Raw genomic sequence first — 21107 nt, 5'->3', positions numbered from 1 at the left:
GCACCATGTGCACTCGCCTTGCACCACAAAACCCTGTGAGAGCTGGCCTTGCCTTGCACCACAAAACCCTGTGGGAACTGGCCTTGCCTTGCACCACAAAACCCTGTGGGAACTGGCCTTGCCTTGCACCACAAAACCCTGTGGGAGCTGGCCTTGCCAGCGATGGGCCGCAAAGCGGCCCCCGCTTTATCTCAGCGAACCACAATCCCGCGCTGTGCCATATAGGCCTTGGCTTCAGGCACGGTGTATTCGCCAAAGTGGAAAATACTCGCCGCCAACACAGCACTGGCATGCCCTTCCAGAATCCCGTCCGCCAGGTGTTGCAGGTTGCCCACACCACCCGAGGCAATTACCGGGATCCCCAGCGCATCACTGATCGCCCGGGTCACGCCCAGGTCGAAGCCGTTCTTCATGCCGTCCTGGTCCATGCTGGTCAGCAGGATCTCACCCGCCCCCAAGCCTTCCATCTTCTTCGCCCACTCGACCGCGTCCAGCCCGGTCGGCTTGCGCCCGCCATGGGTGAAGATCTCCCAGCGCGGCGTTTCGCCCGGCGCCGAGACCTTCTTCGCATCAATGGCAACGACGATGCACTGCGAGCCGAAATGCGCTGCCGCCTCGCCCACAAACTCCGGGTTGAACACCGCCGCAGTATTGATCGAGACCTTGTCCGCGCCCGCATTGAGCAGGTTGCGGATGTCTTGCACGGTGCGCACGCCACCGCCCACGGTCAGCGGGATAAACACCTGGCTGGCCATGCGCTCGACGGTATGCAGCGTGGTGTCACGGCCATCGACGCTGGCCGTGATGTCGAGGAAGGTAATCTCGTCGGCACCCTGCTCGTCATAACGACGGGCGATTTCCACCGGGTCGCCGGCGTCACGGATGTTCTCGAACTTGACGCCCTTGACCACTCGACCGTTGTCGACGTCCAGGCAAGGGATGATGCGTTTGGCCAGGGCCATGGCGGTCTCCTCAGCCTTTGTAGCTATCGCAGAAGGCTTGCGCCTCGGCCACATCCAGGGTGCCTTCGTAGATCGCCCGGCCGGTGATGGCGCCGATGATCCCCGGCGCCTTGGCGTCGAGCAAAGCCTTGATGTCACCCAGGTTGTGAATACCGCCAGAGGCGATGACCGGGATCTTCGTGGCGGCGGCCAGTGCGGCGGTGAACGGCACGTTGCAGCCCTGCATCATGCCGTCCTTGGCGATGTCGGTGTAGACGATCGAGGACACGCCATCGGCTTCAAAACGCCGGGCCAGGTCGATGACCTGCACGCTGCTGACTTCAGCCCAGCCATCGGTGGCAACGAAGCCATCCTTGGCGTCCAGGCCAACAATCACTTTGCCCGGGAAGGCGCGGCAGGCTTCAGCGACAAACTCGGGCTGCTTGACCGCCTTGGTGCCGATGATCACGTGGCTTACGCCGGCTTTGACATAGTGTTCGATGGTTTCCAGCGAGCGGATACCGCCACCGATCTGGATCGGCAGGTTCGGGTAGCGCTTGGCGATGGCGGTAACCACCTCGCCATTGACCGGCTGGCCTTCGAAGGCGCCATTGAGGTCGACCAGATGCAGGCGACGGCAGCCCCCTTCAACCCATTTGGCGGCCATGCTCACCGGGTCATCGGAGAATACGGTGGAATCTTCCATGCGGCCTTGGCGCAGACGTACGCAAGCACCGTCCTTGAGATCGATAGCGGGGATAATCAGCATCTGGAAAACCTGTCTATTCGGTAAACAGTGTTGCTCGGGAAGTCAGTTCTTCTCGAGCGCCCACAGGTCGCTTTCGATGCTCTCGAACCGTTCCTTGAGGTGGCTCTGCACATCGAAAATCGCCCTGTTGTAGTAGTGCGGCGCAATCTCTTTGGTGAACAGCTCCAGGACTTCAGCCACCTCGAACGAACCCAGCTGCAACTCGAAGCGGTCTTCGAGGAAGCGCTTGAGCTTGTCGAGTGCCTCGCGTTCCTGTTCGGGTGCGAGGGTGAGAATCGGCGGCTTGCTCCTGGACTTGCCCATTACCAGCGACCGTCCCACGAAGCGAAGTTCTGCAACAGTTGCAGGCCATGGGTATGGCTCTTCTCCGGGTGGAACTGCACGGCAAAGCGCGAGCCTTCGGCCAGCGCTGCGGCAAAGTCGACGCCATAGTGACCGCGACCGACCACCTGGCCCGGCGTGCCGGCGGTGGCGTAGTAGCTGTGCACGAAGTAGAAACGGGCGCGCTCGGGGATGTCGTGCCACAACGGGTGGTCAACCGCCTGGCTGACTTCGTTCCAGCCCATGTGCGGCACCTTCAGGTGCTCGCCGTCTTCGTGCAGATCCTTGCCGAAGAAGCGCACCTTGCCCGGGAACAGGCCGATGCAGTCGACACCGTCGTTTTCTTCACTGTGTTCAAGCAGCGCTTGCATGCCGACGCAGATGCCGAGGAACGGACGGTCCTGGCTGACTTCGCGCACCAGGCTGTCAAAGCCCAGGCGGCGGATTTCGGCCATGCAGTCGCGGATCGCGCCAACACCTGGGAACACCACGCGGTCGGCTTCACGGATGACCGCAGCGTCGCTGGTGACCAGCACCTTGCCGGCGCCGACGTGCTCCAGGGCCTTGGCTACCGAGTGCAGGTTGCCCATGCCATAGTCGATAACGGCAACGGTCTGCATTACAGGCAACCTTTGGTCGAAGGCATCTGCCCGGCCATGCGCTCGTCCAGCTCGATGGCCATGCGCAGGGCGCGGCCGAAGGCCTTGAACACGGTCTCGATCTGGTGGTGGGTGTTGTGCCCACGCAGGTTGTCGATGTGCAGGCTGACGTTGGCGTGGTTGACGAAGCCCTGGAAGAACTCCTGGAACAGGTCGACGTCGAAGCCACCGACCGAGGCGCGGGTGTAGGGCACGTGCATCTGCAGGCCTGGGCGGCCGGAGAAGTCGATGACCACGCGCGACAGTGCTTCATCCAGCGGGACATAGGCGTGGCCGTAGCGACGGATGCCTTTTTTGTCGCCGATGGCCTGGTTGAATGCCTGGCCGAGGGTGATGCCGACGTCTTCGACAGTATGGTGATCGTCGATATGCAGGTCGCCCTTGCACTCGATATCCAGGTCGATCAGCCCGTGTCGGGCGATCTGGTCAAGCATATGCTCGAGGAAAGGTACACCGATATCGAATCGGGCCTTGCCGCTGCCATCCAGGTTAATCGAGGCCTTGATCTGGGTTTCCAGAGTATTGCGCTCGACGCTAGCCGTACGTTCGACCATCACCAGCTCCGCAAAATCATTGGGCGAAAAAGGTGACCATTATAGGCCTAGAAGCGCGCGGCTTGAAACGAACATGACATGTGGCAGGGGAATTACCTGCCATTGAGGTAGGAATTGGCAGAATCGGTTGCCTGTGAGCGCAACTCTATTACACAAATCAATGTAGCCGCTGCCGACAGGCTGCGCTGGAGCCCGAAGGGCTCCCAAAGGCGGCGCCTGCGTTGCAGGCGAGCGCAGCCTGGCGGCAGCGGCTACAGATTTAGTGGAACAACACTGCCGTCTTCTGCAGGGTCACCCACACACCCCACGCCAGTGGAACCCCCACCGCCAGCCAGGCGGCGATCACCAGCGGCTTGCTGCCCGCCGAGGCTTTCCACTCCAGCACCGTGCTGCTGTCAGCACCCTTGTCGTGCCCCAGCGCCTGTTCGGCCGCCAGCTGGGCATCGGTCATGAAGTACTTGTCGGCCACCGGACGCACCAGCGCGTTGCAGATAAAGCCCAGCACCAGCAGGCCGGCGAGGATGTACAGGGTCATGTCATAGGCCGCCGCACGTTCCACGCCAATCTTCAGCTGATACTCGCGCAGGTAGTTCACCAGCACCGGCCCGAGCACGCCCGCCGCCGCCCAGGCGGTCAGCAGACGACCATGGATCGCACCGACCATCTGCGTACCGAACAGATCCGCCAGGTACGCCGGCACGGTCGCAAAACCACCGCCATACATCGACAGGATGATGCAGAACGCCGCCACGAACAGCGCGATGTTGCCCAGGTGGCCCATGTTCGGCACCAGCGCGTACAAGGCAAAGCCCAGGGCAAAGAAAGCGAAATAGGTGTTCTTGCGCCCGATATAGTCGGAGAACGACGCCCAGAAGAACCGCCCGCCAATGTTGAACAGGCTGAGCAGGCCGGTGAAGCCCGCCGCGATCACGGCGATCTGCCCCAGTTGCGCGGCGTCCAGTTGGCTGAAGGTCAGGTCGTTGCCCAGCAACTTGCCGGCAAACACTTCCTGCAACAGCGGCGAGGCCATGCCCAGGATGCCGATCCCGGCCGACACGTTCAGGCACAACACCAGCCAGATCAGCACGAACTGCGGGGTTTTCCACGCCACGCTCACATGCACGTGGCGGTGGGTGATCATCGCGTTGCTGGCTCGTTTCACCGGCGCGGTCCAGCCCTCAGGCTTCCAGCCGGTTGGCGGCACGCGGTACGACAGGGCACCACCGATCATGAACACGAAGTAGATCGCCGCCATCACCACGAAGCTCTGCCACACGCCGACGCCCTCAGGGCTGGCGAAGTGGTTCATCAGCACGGCTGCCAACGGTGCACCGACCATCGCGCCGCCACCAAAACCCATGATCGCCATGCCGGTGGCCATGCCGCGCTTGTCCGGGAACCACTTGATCAGGGTCGAGACCGGCGAGATATAGCCCAAACCAAGGCCGATACCGCCAACCACCCCGGAACCCAGCCACATCAGCCAGATCTGGTGGTGATAGATGCCGAATGCCGAGATCAGCAGGCCACCGCACCAGCACACCGCCGACACCACACCGGCCTTGCGCGGCCCGGCATGTTCCAGCCAGCCGCCCCAGATGGCTGCCGAGCAACCGAGGAAGATGAAGAACAGCGTGTAGATCCAGCCAAGCATCGAGATCGGCCAGTCACAGGTCGAGGAGAACGCCTGTGTGACAAAGCTCATGTCCGCTGCGCACGCGACCGGGGCCGTGATGCCGACCGCCTTGGACAACGGCAGCCAGAACACCGAAAAACCATAGGCCATGCCGATACACAGGTGAATGGCCAGGGCCGCCGGCGGCACCAGCCAGCGGTTGAACCCTGCTCGCGCTACGATGCGCTCCTTGGACAAAAAGCCAGGCGCGCTGGGCACCGCTCCCGCCGTGATACTGCTCATTTGTTGTTATCCCTCGTAGAGTTGGTTGGCACCCAGATCGAACCGACGCCCTCGACTTTGGCGCACGCAGGCAGCGAGTCGTTATAGGGGCAATCGGCCCTCGCGCGCGGCAATTCGCCGCAGCCAGACCCGAGAACGGCGCAAGAGTAGCATTTGCGTTGTCGGATGAGCGCCCCCTGACACCGTGCTTTTCACGCCAACTGATCTGCTGTTCTGTGTAGGAATTCGCAACAGCTGAAGACAGATCCGTCAGCGGCCAAACGCACGGCGCTATACTCTGCGGCTTAATTTTAGAAATCGGACTACAAGGACTCGCCCATGAAAGCGTTCGGCAAAATCCTGGGGCTGGTGATTCTCGGGCTGTTGCTGATCATTGTGGCTCTGGGCTTCGCCCTGACCCACCTCTTCGATCCCAACGACTACAAAGACGAGATCCGCCAGCTGGCACGCGACAAGGCCCACGTCGAGCTGACGCTCAACGGTGATATCGGCTGGAGCCTGTTCCCCTGGCTGGGGCTGGAACTGCACGAGGCGAGCATCGCCACCCTGAAGAATCCGAAAGTACCGTTTGCCGACCTGCAGATGCTCGGTCTGTCGGTGCGCGTATTGCCGCTGCTGCGCCGCGAAGTGCAGATGAGCGACGTGCGCGTCGAGGGCCTGAACCTGACCCTGGAACGCGACGAGCACGGCCACGGCAACTGGGAAGACATCGGCAAGCCGCTGCCGGCTGGCGAAACGAGCGTGGTCGCAGGCGCCGCACCGGCTGACGCCACGCCAGCCGCTACGGAGAAACCGGCGACCGTCGAACGCCCAGTCAAACTGGATATCGACAGCCTGACCGTGAACAACGCCCGCGTGCAGTACACCGACGCGCGCAACGGCCAGACGCTCACCGCCGAAAGCATCCAGCTGAGCACCGGCGCCGTGCACGAAGGCGTGAACATCCCACTGAAGATGACCGCCTTCTTCAGCGTCGGCACCCCGGTGGTCAAGGCTCGCACCGAACTCAACGGCGAGCTGCGCTTTGATCGCGCGCTCAAGCGCTACCAGTTCGAAGACATGAAGCTCAGCGGCGAAGCCTCGGGCGAACCGCTGCAAGGCAAGACCATGACCTTCGCCGCCCAGGGCCAGTTGCTGGTCGACATGGCCGCGAACGTTGCCGAATGGAATGGCCTGAAGGTCTCCGCCAACCAGCTGCGCGCATTGGGCGAACTGAACGTGCGCGACCTGGACAAAGAGCCCAAGCTCACCGGCGGCCTGTCCATCGCCCAGCTCGACCTGCGCAAGTTCCTCGACAGCGTGGGCGTGGTGCTGCCACCGATGGCCGATGCGACCACCCTGGGCAAGTTCGAGCTGGTCAGCCGCCTGGACGGCAGCAACAACCGCCTGGCCCTGGAAGACCTGGCAATCAAGCTCGACGACAGCGCCTTCACCGGCCGCCTGGCCGTCGAAGACTTCGCCAAGCAGGCGCTGCGCGTTCAGCTCAAGGCCGACAAGTTCGACGCCGACCGTTATCTGCCGGCCAAGAGCGAAGCGGCCAAGGGCACTACCGCCGCGCGCCAGGCCGAAGTGCAGCAGAAGGAAGCGGGTGCAGTTGCCGGCCCGGGCACTTCGCCGCTGCCGGATGCACCGACCCAGACCGCCTGGAGCAATGACAAGCTGCTGCCAGTGGACCGCCTGCGCGCCCTCGATGTGCAAGCAGACCTGAACTTCGGCGTGCTGACCCTGGAGAAACTGCCGATCCACGACGCGACCCTCAAGGCCAGCGGCCTGGACGGTCTGGTCACCTTGGAAACGCTGAGTGGCGGCCTGTACGCCGGCCAGTTTGAAACCAAGGGCACCCTCGATGTACGCCCGGCCGTGCCGCTGATCGCCTTGAACACCAAGGTCACCCGCGTGCCGGTCGAGCACTTCATCAAGAGCCAGACCGACACCCCGCCGGTCAAGGGCCTGCTCACCCTGAACAGCAACCTGACCGCCAACGGCAACAGCCAAAAGGCCCTGGTCGATACCCTCAACGGCACTGCCAGCTTCGTCATCAATGACGGCGTGCTGGTCAATGCCAACCTTGAACAACAGCTGTGCCAGGGCATCGCCACGCTCAATCGCAAGTCGCTCAGCGGCGAGCCGCGCGGCAAGGACACGCCGTTCCAGGAGCTCAAGGGCAGCCTGGTGCTGCGCAATGGCGTCGCCAGCAACCCGGACCTGCGCGCGCGCATTCCTGGCCTGGCCCTCAAGGGCAACGGCGATATCGACCTGCGCGTGCTGGGCATGGACTACCGCGTCGGTGTCACCATCGAAGGTGACAAGCGCGAGATGCCCGACCCGGCCTGCCAGGTCAATGAACGCTTTGCCGGCCTGGAATTCCCGCTGCGCTGCCGTGGCCCGCTGGAAATGGGCGCCAAGGCTTGCCGCATCGACAAGGATGGCGTCGGCAAACTGGCCGGCCAGGCCCTGGGCAACCGGATCAACGAGAAGCTCGAAGAGAAACTCGGCGACAAGGTCAGCCCTGAGCTCAAAGACGCGCTCAAGGGGCTGTTCAAACGATGAGTCCCGAGCAGTTCTCCGGCGCCGTCCTTGACTGGTTCGACCGCCATGGCCGTCACGACCTGCCCTGGCAACAGGGCATCACGCCGTATCGGGTGTGGGTCTCCGAGATCATGTTGCAGCAGACCCAGGTCAGCACCGTGCTCAATTACTTCGGGCGTTTCATGGACGCCCTGCCGACCGTCGAGGCCCTGGCCGCGGCGCCGGAAGATGAAGTGCTGCACCTGTGGACCGGGCTGGGCTACTACACCCGCGCGCGCAATTTGCAGAAGACCGCGAAAATCGTCGTCGAGCAGTATGGCGGCGAGTTCCCGCCTGACGTCGAGAAGCTCACCGAGCTGCCGGGCATCGGCTTGTCCACGGCCGGGGCGGTGGCCAGCATCAGCATGGGCCTGCGCGCGCCGATCCTCGACGGCAACGTCAAGCGCGTGCTGGCCCGCTACACCGCGCAGGAGGGTTACCCCGGCGAGCCGAAAGTGGCCAAGGCGCTGTGGGCCAATGCCGAGCGCTACACCCCGCACAGCCGGGTGAACGACTACACCCAGGCGATGATGGACCTGGGCGCGACGCTGTGTACCCGCAGCAAGCCGAGTTGCCTGATCTGCCCGCTGCAACGGGGCTGTGAGGCGCACATGCTCGGCCAGGAAATTCGCTACCCGATACCCAAGCCGCGCAAAGAACTGCCACAACGTCGTACGTTGATGCCGCTGCTGGCCAACGACGACGGTGCCATCTTGCTTTACCGGCGCCCTTCCAGCGGTTTGTGGGGCGGCCTGTGGAGCCTGCCGGAGCTCGACAGCCTGGAGCAGCTGGATGACCTGGTCGACCAGCATGGCTTGCAGCTGGAGCGTTCCGAGGCGCTCAGCGGCCTGACCCACACCTTCAGCCACTTCCAGCTGGCCATCGAGCCGTGGCTGGTGCGTGTCGGCCAGCCGGGCACGCACGTGGCCGAGGCCGACTGGCTCTGGTATAACCTCGCCACCCCGCCGCGCCTGGGCCTTGCTGCCCCGGTCAAGAAGCTGCTGAAACGCGCGGCCGACGTTTTGAATGCAGGAGAGTCGTCATGACCCGCACCGTAATGTGCCGCAAGTACAAAGAAGAGTTGCCAGGCCTTGAGCGTCCGCCGTACCCGGGCGCCAAGGGCCAGGAGATCTACGATCACATCTCGCAGAAGGCCTGGGCCGACTGGCAGAAGCACCAGACCCTGCTGATCAACGAGAAGCGCCTGAACATGATGAACGCCGAGGACCGCAAATTCCTCCAGGGCGAGATGGACAAGTTCTTCTCCGGTGAAGAGTACGCGCAGGCCGAAGGTTACGTTCCACCTAGCGAATAGGGCGGAAAACCGTAAGCGACGGTATTAATTAAAATTTTTTTGAATACTTGCTTGACGGTACCCTGAAAATTCTATTTAATGCGCCTCGTTGCCCGGATAGCTCAGTCGGTAGAGCAGTGGATTGAAAATCCACGTGTCGGCGGTTCGACTCCGTCTCCGGGCACCAAAACATCTAAACCCCTGAATCGAAAGATTCAGGGGTTTTTTGTTTGCGCCGGGAAAAGTGCCCGCTACGCCATGGCCTGGTCCAGCCGCACACACCTCACGGCTTGCCCGGAATGGGCTTCGCGCAATCTGCGCCAGCGAACGCGGCAGATAGATACGACCGACTCGGCTATTGATACGTGTCAATGTGCCACCTTGCAGCGCGCCTAAGCTGCAAGGTGGACATTCGCTAGCAGACACAGGCCCTTTCAATGACTGAAGATTCCACCGCCCTCCCCCAGCCACAGCTTGCCCCCGAAGCACCTCGCCCGCGCCGGGCCGCTGCGCGCAAGCCGGCCGTGAAGGTCAAGCAGGAGCTTGCCGTGGTCAGCCCGCAACCGGCCGCCCTCAAGGTTGCCTCGGCGCCGCGCGGCACCAATGAAGACAGCACGTCGGCGCATCTGCCGGCCAGCTACCCCTACCGCAACCGCATGCGCCGCGCCGAATACGAGAAGGCCAAGCAGGACCTGCAGATCGAACTGCTCAAGGTGCAGAACTGGGCCAAGGAAACCGGCCAGCGCATCGTCGTGCTGTTTGAAGGCCGTGACGCGGCCGGCAAGGGTGGCACCATCAAGCGCTTCATGGAGCACCTGAACCCGCGCGGCGCGCGCATCGTCGCACTGGAGAAGCCTTCCGAGCAGGAGAAGGGCCAGTGGTACTTCCAGCGCTATATCCAGCACTTGCCGACGTCGGGGGAAATGGTCTTCTTCGACCGCTCCTGGTACAACCGCGCCGGCGTCGAGCGGGTGATGGAGTTCTGCTCACCGCTGCAATACCTGGAGTTCATGCGCCAGGCCCCCGACCTTGAACGCATGCTGTGCAACAGCGGGATCCTGCTGTTCAAGTTCTGGTTCTCGGTGAACCGCGAAGAGCAACTGCGCCGCTTCATCTCGCGCCGCGACGACCCGCTCAAGCACTGGAAGCTCTCGCCCATCGACATCAAGTCGCTGGACAAGTGGGACGAGTACACCGCTGCCAAGGAAGCGATGTTCTTCCACACCGACACCGCCGATGCGCCGTGGACGGTGATCAAGTCCGACGACAAGAAACGCGCCCGGATCAACTGCATCCGCCACTTCCTGCATTCGCTGGACTACCCGGACAAGAACCTGCGGGTGGCGCATCAGCCGGATCCGTTGCTGGTCGGGCGTGCTTCGCGGGGGTTCGAGGAGGACGAAACGGCCTGACCCTGTTTGCACGCTGAGGTAGCCGCTGCCGTCAGGCTGCGCTGGAGTCCGCAGGGCTCCCCCTATGCGCCTGCGTTGCAGGCGAGCGCAGCCTTACGGCAGCGGCTACACCCGCAATAACCTGTTCCTGCTCGACGAAACATAGATGGTAACAATTGATATCAGCATGACATCAACGGTCATCTACCCTCGTTTGAGTGGCCCGGCGCTGGCCATCAAGGAGCAGGACATGTTGAGGACTCTCAAGATAGGGCGACGTGCGGGCTGCATTTTTACCCTCCTCGCAGCATTGGTGCTGGCCATGGGTCTGGCCTCACTTTTCGAGACACGCAAGATGGACGCCGCAACGACCGAAATCAGAGAAGTCTGGTTGCCGGCAGTGCTCGCCCTGGGTGAGATAGGCACCCAATTGGGTAGTGGCCGGGCGCTCACCTCCAACAGCCTGCAACTGCGCGATGGCGACCAGCGACGGCGCAGCGTGGCGCAGATCGAAAGCATCTACCAGCAGATCCCGGCGCAGCTGGAGGCCTACCGCAAAACCATCTTCAACGCCGAAGACCAGCAGCTGTTCGATCAATTCAACGCTGCCTACAGCCTTTACCAGAACCAGCAGGCAGACATCCTCAAGGCCGTCCTCGACGACCGCCTGGACGATGCGCAGCAACTGGTCAACGGACCCAACGTCCAGGCTGCCGACGCCATGATGGCGGCATTGAACAAGCTGATCCGGTTCAACTCCGAAGGCGCCAACAGCGCCTCGTTGCACAGCAGCGAAACCTCGGCCGAAGCCTTCGTCGTGGCCTTTGCTGCGCTGGCGATCATCCTGACCACCATGATTGCCGCCGCGCTGCTGCTGACCCGCAGCATCGTCCAGCCGCTCGGCGAAGCGGTGCGGGTGGCTGAACGGGTGGCCAGTGGCGACCTGAGCCAGGACATCACCTACCAGGGCCGCGATGAGCCCGCGTTGCTGATGGCCGCGCTGCAACGCATGCAGCACAATCTGCGCGACACCCTGCAGCAGATCGCCAAGGCCTCCGACCAGTTGGCATCCGCCTCTGAAGAACTGCACGCGGTGACTGAAGACACCAACCGTGGCCTGCAGCAGCAAAGCGACGAGATCGAGCAGGCAGCCACTGCGGTCAACCAGATGACCGCCGCCGTCGAAGAGGTGGCAAGCAACGCGGTCAGCACCTCCCAGGCCTCCCAGGACGCCAACCAGACCACCCAGCATGGTCGTGGCCAGGTTGCCCAGGCACTGGAGTCGATCCAGCACCTGGCAAGCGATGTGAGCGCCACCTCCAAGGAGGTCGAGGAACTGGCTGACAACGTCACCGAGATCAGCCGGGTGCTTGAGGTGATTGGCTCGATTGCCAACCAGACCAACCTGCTGGCACTGAACGCCGCCATCGAAGCGGCCAGGGCCGGTGATGCCGGGCGTGGCTTTGCCGTGGTGGCCGATGAGGTGCGCGCGTTGGCCCATCGCACCCAGCAGTCCACCGAAGAAATCGAACAGATGATCAACGGCATCCAGACCGGCACCCAACGTGCGGTAGCGGCCATGCACAGCAGCAACGCACGCACCGGCAGCACCCTGGAGGTGGCGCAGGCGGCGGGGGACGCGCTGGAAGTGATCGCGCGGGAAATCAGCGCGATCAACGAGCGCAACCTGGTGATCGCCAGCGCGTCGGAACAGCAGGCCCAGGTGGCCCGTGAAGTGGACCGCAACCTGGTGAACATCCGCGATTTGTCGACACAGACGTCGGCGGGTGCCAACCAGACCAGCGCCGCCAGCCAGGACCTGTCGCGCCTGGCGGTGGACCTGAATGCGATGGTGGCGAAGTTCCGATTCTGAGGGGTGCTTGTCGATGGGTGCTTGGGTTTGCCGGCCAACTGCGATTCAATACGCAAAATTTTGCCCGTCTGACCACAAGGATTCACCCATGGCCTCTAATACCAAGCAACAGAAACGCGCCAAGCGCGCCGCCACCAAGGCGCGGCAGAACCGCATGGTGCGTAGCGGCCAGGCGGTCAAGGGCGGCGGCGAGAGCTCCAGCGCCAGCGTCGACCAGGTGTTCGACAAGGCGATGGCCTCGGGCAGCTATGACGCGTTGTTCGAGAAAATGAAAGCGGCGAAGGACACCAGCCTGGAAGCGACGATTGCGGTGTTCCTGGTGGACCCGCTGCTGGCGCTGGTGCTCAAGGGCCACAGCGAAGAGCACTCGACTGACTACATCTGCAAAGTGCTGTGCGCCTACCGCAAATGGCTGGACGGCACCGAGGAAGAAGAGGCCATGGCCTGGCTGGAAAGCGACGAGTTCCAGGATGCCTATGTCACGGCGTCCGAGATTGTCTCGAAACAGAAGAAGTTCTGAGGCCTCCGGGGCTGCCTTGCAGCCCATCGCCGGCAAGGCCGGCTCCCACACCCACACTGAGAGGGTGGTAGCGTGGGTCTTGAAAAGCCCTACATGATCAGCAGATATATACCGCCACCGTACATCCCCTTCGCCTTGACCCCCACGCCGGACCCACTCTAACCTCCATCTTGCTGTTTACAACGTATACACCTCCCTGGAGCGTAGACATGGCTTCCCCGGTTCTGTCCTTTCGTGTCGAAGAATCCCTCGCCCAGCAACTCGATGCGCTGGCAGCCGCCACCGACCGCGACCGCCAATATCACCTCAAGCGCGCCCTGCTGCGCTATGTGGAGGCAGAGTCCTGGCATGTACAGGCCATTGCCGAAGGCATCGACGATGCAGATGCAGGCAACCTGACCGACCTTTCCGAGATCCAGGCAAAGTGGGCAAACCGTGGCAAAGATTGCGCTGACCGGGAAGGCTGAAAGCGACCTCGGGTCGATTTACCAGCATTACGTGGGCAAGACCGGCATCAAGACGGCCGATCAGGTGATCCGTACCCTGCTCAATTCCCTCGAGCTTCTCTCCCACTTCCCCGGCGCAGGTCGGCCCTCTCCTGTGCCCGACATCAGGGAGCTGGTGTTCACAAACCTGCCGTTTGTGGCGCCCTATCGGCTCAAGGGCCAGCAGATCCAGGTACTGCGCATCCTCCATCAGCGTTTCGAACGCCCCGGCGACTGGTAGCCAGCAACAAAAAGGCCGCGATCCCATCGGAGCGCGGCCTTTTTTTGTTGCCGGTCGAGACTAACCCATCAGTTGTCCAGCACCACACGCCCCGCGCCTTCGGCCTTGCGCTTGCGCGCAACCAGCAGGCCCGCGGCAACCACGGCGATGCTCAGCAAGCCGGTGGCAACGATCTCGGCGCGGTGGTCCGGGCGGATCACCATCAGCGTCAGCACACTCACGATGAACACGATGCTCGCCCAGGTCAGGCCCGGGAACAGCCACATCTTGAAGGCAATCGTCTCGCCCCGCGCCATGCGCTGACGACGCATGCGCAACTGCGACACGGCAATCACCAGGTACACCAGCAGCGCGATCGCACCCGAGCTGGCCAGCAGGAACTCGAACACCTGCGCCGGCGCCACGTAGTTGGCAAACACGGTCAGGAACGCCGCCGCCGTCGACAGCAACACCGCCACATGCGGCGTGCCGCTGGAGGTGGTGCGCTGGGCCATCGCTGGTGCATCACCACGCTTGCTCAGCGAGAACAGCATGCGCGAAGAGGTGTACAGCGCCGAGTTCAGGCAGCTGGTGACCGCGATCAGCACAACGATGTCGACAATGATCTTGGCGTTCGGGATGCCCATCATCTGCAACACGGTCTGGTAGGAACCCACCTCGGCCAGCGAAGCATGGTTCCACGGCACCAGGGCCACGACGATGAAGATCGACACGAGGTAGAACAGGAAGATCCGCCAGATGACCGAGTTGGTCGCCTTGGTGATCTGCTTGGTCGGGTTCTTCGATTCCGCCGCGGCAATGGTGACGATCTCGGTGCCCATGAACGAGAACATGGTGGTCAACATCGCCGCCAGCACCGCGCCCATGCCGTTGGGCATGAAGCCCTGGGTGTCGAACAGGTGGCTGACGCCGCTGACCTGGCTGTTGGGCATGAAGCCGAAAATCGCCGCCAGGCCGAGGATGATGAAGCCGATGATCGCCACCACCTTGAGCAGCGCGAACCAGAACTCGAACTCACCGTAGTTCTTCACGCTGGCCAGGTTGGTGGCCGTCAGCAGCAAGGTAATTACCAGGGTGAACGCCCAGATCGCCACGTCAGGGAACCAGGCATGCAGGATGGTCGCGGCCGCGTTGGCCTCCAGCGGGATCACCAGCACCCAGAACCACCAGTACAACCAGCCGATGGTGAAGCCGGCCCAATGGCCGATGGCCTTGTCGGCGTAGGTCGAGAAGGAGCCGGTATCCGGCGAAGCGACGGCCATCTCGGCCAGCATGCGCATCACCAGCACCACCAGGGTACCGGCCGCAGCATAGGCCAGGAGGACGGCCGGGCCAGCCTCGGCGATGGCGTGGCCGGAACCGACGAACAGCCCGGCACCGATAACACCTGCAATCGACAGCATGGTCACATGCCGCTGTTTGAGCCCCTGAGCGAGGTCATTGGAATTGTGCGTACCGCTCATAAAACTACCTTTGCAAAGAATGGCGTTCATCCCGCTACGAAACTCGTCACCCCCTCGTGAGGGGTGCTGCTACGTCCTGTGGCGGAATGAAATGGCAAGAACTGCGCCAGATGGACGACCGTTCGTTCGAAATTTCCCACACCCGCGTGCAGCAAGGCTTACGGCGCTTTCGGCCATGCGCTGACCGAAAGCCCCTTAACCTTGGCACAAATGGAAGCTTTACTGAAATACTCACTTACAAATGCCGACGGGTGCACCGATTTCGCCCATCGGTAACACCCCCTGACGTTTTGTGGGCCTTTTAGGTGCAACCCTTTCGGCGCAACCCACTGCCACCGACACAGGCTGTTCCTGTACCTGCGGTCAAATACGCCTTTCCAGCAGCGGCCAAAAATGGCACCATCGCGCCTTTTTTCATCAAGGCTCCCGCCCTGGAAACAGGGGTGAGCGGACATCCGCGCGACAGTCCACTGTAGCGATGCGACACCCGCCCACCTGCCAGGTACTTGGCCCGTCCTACGTTGTTGGCTGTCGTCCGAGCGCTATGCTAGCGTGGCGCCTCGCCAGGAAGGCGGCCAACAAGCAGGAGCGCACAGAACACATGAGGACCGCACATGGCTGAGGCCACGCCCGCGCTGGAAATCCGCAACCTGCACAAACGCTACGGCGAGCAGGAGATTCTCAAGGGCATTTCCCTGACCGCCTGCGATGGCGACGTCATCTCCATCCTGGGATCGTCCGGCTCCGGCAAGTCCACCCTGCTGCGCTGCATCAACCTGCTGGAAAACCCGCACCAGGGCCAGATCCTGGTGGCGGGTGAAGAACTCAAGCTCAAGCCCGCGAAGAACGGCGAGCTGATCGCCGCCGACAACAAGCAGATCAACCGCCTGCGCAGCGAGATCGGCTTCGTCTTCCAGAACTTCAACCTCTGGCCGCACATGAGCATCCTCGACAACATCATCGAGGCGCCGCGCCGGGTACTCGGCCAGAGCAAGGCCGAGGCCATCGAAGCGGCCGAAGCGCTGCTCGACAAGGTCGGCATCCACAACAAGCGCCACAGCTACCCGGCCGAACTGTCCGGCGGCCAGCAGCAGCGGGCGGCGATTGCCCGTACCCTGGCCATGCGCCCGAAAGTCATCCTGTTCGACGAGCCGACCTCGGCGCTCGACCCGGAAATGGTCCAGGAAGTGCTCAGCGTGATTCGCGCACTGGCCGACGAAGGCCGGACCATGCTGCTAGTGACCCATGAAATGAACTTTGCCCGCCAGGTGTCCAGTGAAGTGATCTTCCTGCACCAGGGCCTGGTGGAAGAGCAGGGAACGCCGCAACAGGTTTTCGAAAACCCGAACTCGGCACGTTGCAAACAATTCATGTCCAGCAACCGCTAACGGAGCAACACGCATGCAGAACTACAAGAAAGTCCTCCTGGCCGCTGCCGCCACCCTGGTGTTCTCAGCCAACGCCATGGCTGCGGAAAAACTGAAAATGGGCATCGAGGCGGCCTACCCGCCGTTCAACAACAAGGATGCCAGCGGCCAGGTCGTCGGCTTCGACAAAGACATCGGCGACGCCCTGTGCGCCAAGATGAAAATCGAGTGCGAAGTGGTCACCTCCGACTGGGACGGCATCATCCCGGCCTTGAACGCCAAAAAGTTCGACTTCATCGTCTCCTCGCTGTCGATCACCGACGAGCGCAAGCAGGCCGTTGATTTCACCGACCCGTACTACTCCAACAAGCAGCAGTTCATCGCGCCGAAAAACGTCGACTTCAAGACCGACGACAAGTCGCTGGTCGGCAAGACCCTCGGCACCCAGCGCGCCACCCAGGCCGCTATCTGGCTGGACGATCACGGCGGCATGGACAACAAGTTCAAGGTCAGCCTGTACGACACCCAGGAAAACGCCTACCTGGACCTGACTTCCGGTCGCGTTGATGCGCTGCTGGCCGACAAGTACGCCAACTACGACTGGCTGAAGTCCGATGCGGGCAAGAACTACGAGTTCAAGGGCGAGCCGGTCAACGAGAGCGACAAGGTCGGTATCGCCGTGCGCAAGGGTGACAACGAACTGCGCAACAAGCTGAATGCCGCACTGAAGGAAATCGTTGCCGACGGCACCTACAAGAAGATCAACGACAAGTACTTCCCGTTCAGCATCTATTGATTCGCCCCGACCGGCAGCGCCCCTGCGGCGTTGCCGGTCCCTTGAACAAACCTGCCCATGAATATTGATCTCTACGGATTCGGTCCGGCGCTTCTGGCCGGCACACTGATGACCGTCAAACTGGCATTGTCGGCCCTGTTGCTCGGGCTGGTGCTGGGGCTGCTTGGCGCCCTGGCCAAGACCTCGCCGTACAAACCGCTGCAATGGCTGGGCGGGTTCTATTCCACCCTGGTTCGCGGCGTGCCCGAACTGCTGTGGGTGTTGCTGATCTACTTTGGCACCGTCAGCCTGATGAACCGGCTGGGCGAAGCCCTGAATATTCCCGGCCTTGAGCTCAATGCCTTTGCAGCGGGCGTGATCGCCCTGGGCTTGTGCTTCGGCGCCTACGCCACGGAAGTGTTCCGTGGCGCGATCCTGGCCATCCCCAAGGGCCACCGTGAAGCGGGCCTGGCCCTGGGCCTGTCGAAAGGGCGGATCTTCTCCAAGCTGATCCTCCCGCAGATGTGGCGCATTGCGCTGCCTGGCCTGGGCAACCTGTTCATGATCCTGATGAAGGACACCGCGCTGGTGTCGGTGATCGGCCTGGAAGAAATCATGCGTCACTCGCAAATCGCCGTGACCGTGTCCAAGCAGCCGTTCACCTTCTACCTGGTCGCCGCCTTGATCTACCTGGGCCTGACCGTGCTGGCCATGACCGGCATGCACTTCATGGAAAAACGCGCCGCTCGCGGCTTCGCGAGGCCGAACCAATGAACTGGGAAGTCATCATCAAGTGGCTGCCACGCCTGCTCCAGGGCGCAACACTGACCCTGGAACTGGTGGCCATCGCGGTCATCGCCGGGTTGATCCTGGCGATCCCGCTGGGCATCGCCCGCTCGTCGCGCCTGTGGTACGTGCGCGCCCTGCCCTTCGGCTACATCTTCTTCTTCCGTGGCACGCCGCTGCTGGTGCAGCTGTTCCTCGTCTACTACGGCCTCGCGCAGTTCGAAGCCGTGCGTAGCAGCGCGTTTTGGCCGTACCTGCGCGATCCGTTCTGGTGCACGGTGTTCACCATGACCCTGCACACGGCCGCGTACATCGCCGAGATCCTGCGCGGTGCCCTGCAGGCCATCCCACGGGGCGAGATCGAGGCGGCGCGGGCGCTGGGCATGTCCCAGACCAAGGCGCTGATCTACATCATGCTGCCGCGCGCGGCGCGCATCGGCCTGCCGGCCTACAGCAACGAAGTGATCCTGATGCTCAAGGCCAGCGCCCTGGCCAGTACCGTCACCCTGCTGGAACTGACCGGCATGGCGCGGACCATCATTGCCCGCACCTACCTGCCGGTGGAGATCTTCTTCGCGGCGGGCCTGTTCTACCTGCTGATCTCGTTCCTGCTGGTGCAGGGCTTCAAGCAGTTGGAACGCTGGCTGCGCGTGGATGCCTGCCAAGGTCGCTAGACCTGGCCGACGGGGTTGGCGCAGACTGGCGCCAACCCCGTTCATCCCCCCCTCTATTCCATGACCGACCTCGACCCGTTGCTCAGCCAATTCCAGGCGCTGGACCGTTTTCTGCTGGCCCATCAGGGGCTGTGGCGGCCGCGTCCGTTCACCTCCCTGCACCTGCCCTGGGAAGCCGAGCACCCCGCGCTGGCAGCCTGGCTGCGCGGGCGATCATTGGAAGAAGCTGAGGCGACGCTTGATCCGCTCGATGCCCCGGCACCTTATCCACAGATCGCTGCGCAGGCTGCGCAACTGGCGGCTGTTGGCGAGTTATCCACAGTCGAACTGAGCCCTGCGACTGCACGGCTGAACGTCGATGTACCTGGGCGCAAGTGGGCGCAGATCGAAGCCTTCGGCGCGCACCTGGATTTCGCCCAGCGCCCTGCGCACTGGCTGGATTGGTGCTCCGGCAAAGGCCACCTGGGGCGACGCCTGTTGCAGCCTGCGCAGCAACTAACCTGCCTGGAGTTCGACCCGGCGCTGGTCGAGGCCGGCCAGCAGCTCAGCGAGCATCATCAGCTTGAAGCGCAGCACCGCCTACAGGACGTGATGGCCGATTCCGCCGCCCTGCAACTGAACGCCACGCATACCCCGGTGGCCCTGCATGCGTGCGGCGACCTGCATGTACGCCTGATGCAACTGGCCAGCGCCAACGGCTGCCGCCAGCTGGCGATTGCGCCGTGCTGCTACAACCGCACGCGCGGCCCGCAGTACCAGGCGTTATCCACAGCGGCGAAAGGTTCGGCGCTGACCCTGTCGATTGATGACCTCGGCCTGCCGCTGAGCGAGACCGTCACTGCCGGCAGCCGCGTTCGACGTCAGCGTGATGAGTCGATGGCGAGAAGGCTTGGCTTCGACCTGCTGCAACGCCAACTGCGCCACAGTGACGACTACCTGCCGACGCCCTCGCTGCCCAGCAGCTGGCTGAACAAGACGTTCGCCGACTACTGCCGCGACCTGGCCGAACTCAAGGGGCTGACACTCGACACGTCACCCAACTGGGCGGCGCTGGAAGCGGCCGGGCAATTGCGCCTCGCGCAGGTGCGCAACCTTGAGCGGGTGCGCAACCTGTTCCGCCGGCCGCTGGAGCTGTGGCTGGTGCTGGACCGCGCGCTGTACCTGCAAGAACAGGGTTACAGCGTGCGGCTCGGCACCTTCTGCCCCTACCCCCTTACCCCACGCAATTTGCTACTGCTTGCCGAGCGCATTTAGGCCTTCAAGCTGTGGATAACTCTGTGGGCAGAATTGCGCGCGAGCCTTGAGATTTAATGGATCCAAGGGCTGTAATGGCTTGGTTAAATTTTGTTCATGTTTAAACATCAGAAAAAACAGCCATTTGCGCAAACGCGTACAGATTGTCGCTCGCCGTTGCACAAGGCGCATCGTTGGCATGTGCCTTGTGCATAAGCGATTGAACAAAACGCGCTAAACAGGCTTCAAAGCGGGGTTCAGGCGAGCTTCAACAGGCCCATGCCGCCGACCAGCAGCAGCAAGCCGAGCCAGCCGCGTCCGGCCAGGCGCTGGCCGAACAGTGCCCAGCCCATGGCCACCGTGGCGAGGATGCCGAAACCGCCCCAGATGGCGTAGGCCATCGACAGCGGGATGTCCCGTACTGCCTGGGCCAACGCGGTGAACGCGCCGAGCACGCAGAGGATCGAGACCAGGCCGATCAGGCGCTTGCGCAGGCCGTCGGAGTATTTGAGCAGCAGGTTGGCGAGCACTTCCAGCACGATGGCCAGGGCCAGCCAGGCAAAGGGGACCAGGTTGGTGTTCAGCATGGCAGGGCCTCCCGTTCAGTTTCACGAACGGCCTTGGCGCTGCGTGTACCCGACTTGATCAGCAGGATGCCGGCGATCATCACGCCCAGGCCCAGGGCCTTGAGCAGGCCGAGGGTTTCGCCCAGCCAGGTGACGCTGACCAGGGTGATCAGCACGATGCCGATGCCTTCCCAGAGTGCGTAGGCGACGCCCAGCGGTACGCGTTTTACCGCGAGGGCGAGGAAGCCGTAGGACAGGCCGATCATCACGTACATCAGGCCGTGGCTGAGCAGCGGCGAGTCGGAGACGTGGAATTTCATCGAGGCGGTGCCGATCACTTCGGCGACGATGGCGATGAACAGATAAATCCAGGAACGCATGGTGCCCTCCCATGGGCGGTACGAAAAGTCGGGCAAAAACGGGCGGGCGTCAGTGCCGAAGGCTGAGTGCCGGAAGGGAGGAGCTAGAGGTCGCCGGTCCAGTAACGTTCACGGGAGACGAGGCGGGAGGTGAGGTGCGGTAACGCTTGAGTGTTCAACATAATGGACAACAAATTAGCTTAGGGAATCGACTAAGTCAAATCGATAGAGTGAGTCTAATTAAATTTGCCGGTTCTTGTTCGTTCTACAGGAGAAAGCCCTTAAAGGCTGGTGAAAGGTTCGTAAATTATATTTACCGCTCTTCGCCCTGTGTAGATACCGTCTTGCCC

At 62.5% G+C, this 21107-nt stretch carries 22 protein-coding genes and 1 tRNA gene; 14 read left to right on the top strand and 9 right to left on the bottom strand.

The window, feature by feature from the left end; genetic code table 11:
- Window positions 1-191: 191 nt before the first annotated feature.
- The 6 genes from hisF to M5G11_RS24350 all read right to left on the bottom strand — a co-directional run bounded on the left by hisF (window position 192) and on the right by M5G11_RS24350 (window position 5162).
- The gene (gene hisF, locus M5G11_RS24375) at window positions 192-962 is read right to left on the bottom strand and encodes an imidazole glycerol phosphate synthase subunit HisF (protein ID WP_273910522.1); all 771 of its coding nucleotides are present in this window, start codon (window positions 960-962) and stop codon (window positions 192-194) included.
- A gap of 10 nt (window positions 963-972) precedes the next feature.
- Complete coding sequence (hisA, locus tag M5G11_RS24370) at window positions 973-1710, bottom strand: 1-(5-phosphoribosyl)-5-[(5-phosphoribosylamino)methylideneamino]imidazole-4-carboxamide isomerase (RefSeq protein ID WP_273910520.1); 738 nt, start codon at window positions 1708-1710, stop codon at window positions 973-975.
- A gap of 42 nt (window positions 1711-1752) precedes the next feature.
- Complete coding sequence (locus M5G11_RS24365) at window positions 1753-2013, bottom strand: DUF2164 domain-containing protein (protein WP_273910519.1); 261 nt, start codon at window positions 2011-2013, stop codon at window positions 1753-1755.
- Window positions 2013-2651: an imidazole glycerol phosphate synthase subunit HisH gene (gene hisH, locus M5G11_RS24360; protein WP_273910518.1), complete on the bottom strand. Its 639-nt coding sequence runs from the start codon at window positions 2649-2651 to the stop codon at window positions 2013-2015. Before hisH ends, M5G11_RS24365 begins: the two co-directional genes overlap by 1 nt.
- Window positions 2651-3244 (bottom strand): imidazoleglycerol-phosphate dehydratase HisB, encoded by a 594-nt coding sequence (gene hisB, locus M5G11_RS24355; RefSeq protein ID WP_217978415.1) that lies wholly within the window; start codon window positions 3242-3244, stop codon window positions 2651-2653. The genes hisH and hisB overlap by 1 nt, the downstream gene beginning before the upstream one ends.
- Window positions 3245-3503: 259 nt before the next feature.
- Entirely contained in the window at window positions 3504-5162 is a 1659-nt protein-coding gene (locus M5G11_RS24350; RefSeq protein ID WP_273910515.1) for an OFA family MFS transporter, read from the bottom strand.
- A gap of 318 nt (window positions 5163-5480) precedes the next feature.
- Here M5G11_RS24350 and M5G11_RS24345 point away from each other — a divergent pair, with 318 nt between their 5' ends.
- The 9 genes from M5G11_RS24345 (at window position 5481) to M5G11_RS24305 (ending at window position 13534) form a co-directional block, all read left to right on the top strand.
- The gene (locus tag M5G11_RS24345) at window positions 5481-7712 is read left to right on the top strand and encodes an AsmA family protein (protein WP_273910514.1); all 2232 of its coding nucleotides are present in this window, start codon (window positions 5481-5483) and stop codon (window positions 7710-7712) included.
- A complete protein-coding gene (gene mutY / locus M5G11_RS24340) occupies window positions 7709-8776 on the top strand; it encodes an A/G-specific adenine glycosylase (protein WP_273910512.1) in 1068 nt (355 codons plus the stop codon). Before M5G11_RS24345 ends, mutY begins: the two co-directional genes overlap by 4 nt.
- Complete coding sequence (locus M5G11_RS24335; protein ID WP_273910511.1) at window positions 8773-9045, top strand: oxidative damage protection protein; 273 nt, start codon at window positions 8773-8775, stop codon at window positions 9043-9045. The genes mutY and M5G11_RS24335 overlap by 4 nt, the downstream gene beginning before the upstream one ends.
- A gap of 90 nt (window positions 9046-9135) precedes the next feature.
- Window positions 9136-9211: transfer RNA gene (locus tag M5G11_RS24330), tRNA-Phe, on the top strand.
- A 250-nt stretch (window positions 9212-9461) separates the two neighbouring features.
- Window positions 9462-10436 (top strand): polyphosphate kinase 2, encoded by a 975-nt coding sequence (gene ppk2 / locus M5G11_RS24325; RefSeq protein ID WP_273910509.1) that lies wholly within the window; start codon window positions 9462-9464, stop codon window positions 10434-10436.
- 229 nt (window positions 10437-10665) lie between these two features.
- Entirely contained in the window at window positions 10666-12288 is a 1623-nt protein-coding gene (locus M5G11_RS27770; protein WP_273910523.1) for a methyl-accepting chemotaxis protein, read from the top strand.
- 88 nt (window positions 12289-12376) lie between these two features.
- A complete protein-coding gene (locus tag M5G11_RS24315; RefSeq protein WP_273910508.1) occupies window positions 12377-12808 on the top strand; it encodes a hypothetical protein in 432 nt (143 codons plus the stop codon).
- A gap of 209 nt (window positions 12809-13017) precedes the next feature.
- Complete coding sequence (locus M5G11_RS24310; RefSeq protein ID WP_273910507.1) at window positions 13018-13275, top strand: CopG family ribbon-helix-helix protein; 258 nt, start codon at window positions 13018-13020, stop codon at window positions 13273-13275.
- Window positions 13244-13534 carry a type II toxin-antitoxin system RelE/ParE family toxin gene (locus M5G11_RS24305; RefSeq protein ID WP_273910506.1) on the top strand — a complete coding sequence of 97 codons (291 nt, stop codon included), beginning with the start codon at window positions 13244-13246 and terminating at the stop codon, window positions 13532-13534. The genes M5G11_RS24310 and M5G11_RS24305 overlap by 32 nt, the downstream gene beginning before the upstream one ends.
- Window positions 13535-13602: 68 nt before the next feature.
- On the opposite strand, the gene gabP is transcribed toward M5G11_RS24305, so the two are convergent.
- Window positions 13603-14997, bottom strand: a complete 1395-nt coding sequence (gabP, locus tag M5G11_RS24300) for a GABA permease (RefSeq protein WP_273910504.1) — start codon at window positions 14995-14997, stop codon at window positions 13603-13605.
- A 614-nt stretch (window positions 14998-15611) separates the two neighbouring features.
- Here gabP and M5G11_RS24295 point away from each other — a divergent pair.
- The 5 genes from M5G11_RS24295 to M5G11_RS24275 are packed head-to-tail and all read left to right on the top strand — an operon-like array spanning window position 15612 to window position 19853.
- A complete protein-coding gene (locus M5G11_RS24295) occupies window positions 15612-16385 on the top strand; it encodes an ABC transporter ATP-binding protein (RefSeq protein WP_273910503.1) in 774 nt (257 codons plus the stop codon).
- A 13-nt stretch (window positions 16386-16398) separates the two neighbouring features.
- On the top strand, window positions 16399-17160 hold the full coding sequence (locus M5G11_RS24290) for an ABC transporter substrate-binding protein (protein ID WP_273910502.1): 762 nt from the start codon (window positions 16399-16401) through the stop codon (window positions 17158-17160).
- Between the two features lie 57 nt (window positions 17161-17217).
- Window positions 17218-17913: an ABC transporter permease gene (locus tag M5G11_RS24285; RefSeq protein WP_273910501.1), complete on the top strand. Its 696-nt coding sequence runs from the start codon at window positions 17218-17220 to the stop codon at window positions 17911-17913.
- The gene (locus M5G11_RS24280; RefSeq protein ID WP_273910500.1) at window positions 17910-18599 is read left to right on the top strand and encodes an ABC transporter permease; all 690 of its coding nucleotides are present in this window, start codon (window positions 17910-17912) and stop codon (window positions 18597-18599) included. The genes M5G11_RS24285 and M5G11_RS24280 overlap by 4 nt, the downstream gene beginning before the upstream one ends.
- A gap of 60 nt (window positions 18600-18659) precedes the next feature.
- A complete protein-coding gene (locus M5G11_RS24275; protein WP_273910498.1) occupies window positions 18660-19853 on the top strand; it encodes a methyltransferase in 1194 nt (397 codons plus the stop codon).
- A gap of 236 nt (window positions 19854-20089) precedes the next feature.
- On the opposite strand, the gene mdtI is transcribed toward M5G11_RS24275, so the two are convergent.
- A complete protein-coding gene (mdtI, locus tag M5G11_RS24270) occupies window positions 20090-20419 on the bottom strand; it encodes a multidrug/spermidine efflux SMR transporter subunit MdtI (protein ID WP_273910496.1) in 330 nt (109 codons plus the stop codon).
- A complete protein-coding gene (locus M5G11_RS24265; protein ID WP_273910495.1) occupies window positions 20413-20778 on the bottom strand; it encodes an SMR family transporter in 366 nt (121 codons plus the stop codon). The genes mdtI and M5G11_RS24265 overlap by 7 nt, the downstream gene beginning before the upstream one ends.
- Between the last annotated feature and the right edge of the window lie 329 nt (window positions 20779-21107).

It is taken from the genome of Pseudomonas fontis (genome assembly GCF_028656955.1).
Taxonomy (GTDB): Bacteria; Pseudomonadota; Gammaproteobacteria; order Pseudomonadales; family Pseudomonadaceae; genus Aquipseudomonas; species Aquipseudomonas fontis.
This window is presented reverse-complemented; position numbering and strand designations above follow the sequence as displayed.